This window comes from Planosporangium flavigriseum (assembly GCF_011947225.1).
In the GTDB taxonomy this organism is placed as follows: domain Bacteria; phylum Actinomycetota; class Actinomycetes; order Mycobacteriales; family Micromonosporaceae; genus Planosporangium; species Planosporangium flavigriseum.
This window is the reverse complement of the sequence record NZ_JAATVW010000054.1, coordinates 1-1880: the sequence shown is the minus strand read 5'-3', so window position 1 is coordinate 1880 and position 1880 is coordinate 1. Positions and strand designations below refer to the sequence as shown.

The 1880-nt window shown below is 71.5% G+C and carries 1 protein-coding gene; it reads right to left on the bottom strand.

Annotated features, from left to right (window positions below):
- The coding region (locus HC028_RS26765) for a condensation domain-containing protein (RefSeq protein WP_240940809.1) at positions 1-1880 on the bottom strand (1880 nt) is incomplete at both ends.

The window sequence follows — 1880 nt, the reverse complement described above, 5'->3', positions numbered from 1 at the left end:
CCACCCGGTGCTGTTCAGGCCCGGCGAGCAGCGCGTACTCGGTCAACTCACGGTCGGCGTCGGCCACGACGCCGTCGAAGAGCACGTGGAGATGCGTCGCCAGCCGCTCGATGGTGGCCGCGTCGAACAGTGCCGTGCTGTACGACAGCGCGCCCCGCAGGGCACCGTCGCGCTCCTGGAACTCCAGGACCATGTCGCACCCGACCGAGACCGCGGGCCGCGCCAGGTCCTCGATCTCGAGGCCGGGCAACGTCGGAGCCTGCCCGGGGGCGTTCTGCAGCACGACCATGACGTCGTACAGCGGGTTACGACTGGTGTCGCGGGTCAGTTCAAGCTCGTCCACCACCCGCTCGAAGGGCACCTCCCGGTGCGCGAAGGCGTCCAGTACGGTCTCACGCACCTGGGTCAGGAACTGGCTGAACGTCCGCCTTCCGTCCACGGTGGACCGCAGTACCAGGGTGTTGACGAAGAACCCGACCAGCCCCTCCATCTCCGGCCGGTCACGGCCGGAGACGACCGTGCCCACGGCCACGTCGTCCTGGCCAGACCACCGCTGGAACAGCAGCTGACAGGCTGCCACCAGGGTCATGAACAGGGTGGCGTCGGCCCGGCGGCTCAGCTCCTTCAGGCGTGCGGTCACGTCGGCGGAGACCTCGAACTCGTACGTCGCGCCGGCGGCGGCGCGGACGGGGGGCCGCGGTCGGTCGGTCGGCAGCTCCAGCGGGGAAACCCCGGCCAACTGGCTCGTCCAGAACGCAAGCGCGTCGGTCAACGCGCTGTCGGACAGCCGGTCGCGCTGCCACACCGCATAGTCGGCGTACTGGATCGGCAGGTCCGGTAGGTGCGGCTGCGCCCCGCGCAGGGCGGCACCGTACAGGGTGCTCAGCTCGGAGCTGAGCACCCCGTTCGACCAGCCGTCGGTCACGATGTGGTGCATCGCCATCGCCAGTACGTGGTCGTCGTCGGCCAGCCGCACCAGGCGCACCCGCATGAGCGGCCCGTGACGCAGGTCGAACGGGCGGGTGCCCTCCTCCGTGAGGATCCGGTGCAGCTCGGTCTCCCGTACCGCCTCGGGCAGCGCCGACAGGTCCAGCACCGGGACCTCGACCTCCCGCGGCGGGCGCACCACCTGCACGCCCCGTCCGTCCACGGCCTCGAAGGTCGTCCGAAGCGACTCGTGCCGCTCCACCAGAGCGCTCAGCGCGCTGCGGAGGGCGTCGACGTCCAGCCGCCCGTGCAAGCGCACGGCCGAGGGCAGCACGTACTCGGTGCTGTCCGGTTCGAGTTCGTTGAGGAACCACAGCCGCTGCTGGGCGAACGACAGCGGCAACGGCCGGTCGCGCGGCGCCGGCGGGATGGTGGGCACGGCGGACACGCGCGCGGCGTCGGTCACTTCCCAGGCGACCAGGTCCGCCAGTCCGGCGACGGTCGGGGTGGTGAACAGGGCGCGCGGTGACACCTCGACGCCGAGGGCGGACCGGAGGCGCGAGATCACCTGGATGCTCAGAATGGAGTCGCCGCCCAGGTCGAAGAAGTTGTCCTCGACCCCCACCCGCTCGGCGCCCAGCACCTCGGCCCAGACCTCCGCGATGGCGCGCTCGACGTCGGTACGGGGCGCCACGTACTCGGCGCGACCGGTCCTCGTCCAGTCCGGCGCCGGCAGGGACCGCCGGTCCAGCTTGCCGTTCGCCGTCAACGGCAAGGCGTCCAGCGTGACGAACGCGGCGGGGACCATGTAGTCCGGTAGCGAGCCGAGCAACAGTTCGCGCAGGACCGCCGCTGGCGGAACCCACTTGTCGGCCTCCGGCACCAGGTAGGCGACGAGTCGCTTGCTCCCCGGCCGGTCCTCCGACGCGACCACGGCCGCCTCGCCGATCGAG